Source organism: Roseomonas acroporae (assembly GCF_023223525.1).
Taxonomy (GTDB): Bacteria; Pseudomonadota; Alphaproteobacteria; order Acetobacterales; family Acetobacteraceae; genus Roseomonas_E; species Roseomonas_E acroporae.
This window is the reverse complement of the sequence record NZ_JALPRX010000250.1, coordinates 1-209: the sequence shown is the minus strand read 5'-3', so window position 1 is coordinate 209 and position 209 is coordinate 1. Positions and strand designations below refer to the sequence as shown.

Annotated in this window: 1 protein-coding gene; it reads right to left on the bottom strand. The window is 74.2% G+C overall.

All coding sequences use genetic code 11. From position 1 onward, the window contains the following. Positions 1-209, bottom strand: a 209-nt coding sequence (locus M0638_RS28350; protein WP_248670309.1) for a hypothetical protein, incomplete at both ends; no start/stop codon positions are given.

Sequence of the window (209 nt, the reverse complement as noted above, 5' to 3'; positions counted from 1 at the left end):
CAGCCGATACGCCGTGCAGGCCGGATCGAAGCCGTGCGCGCGCCGGGTCTCGACGGTCTCGGCCGGGTGCAGGCTGTCGCGCAGGTCGCACAGCACGGGGCGGAAATGCTCGCCGGCGACGGCGCGCAGGTAGCGATCCGTGACCCAGGTGCCGAGGGCGGCGCGCAGGGCGATTTCCAAGCGCTGGGCACGGTTGAGGGCGGCCGGGT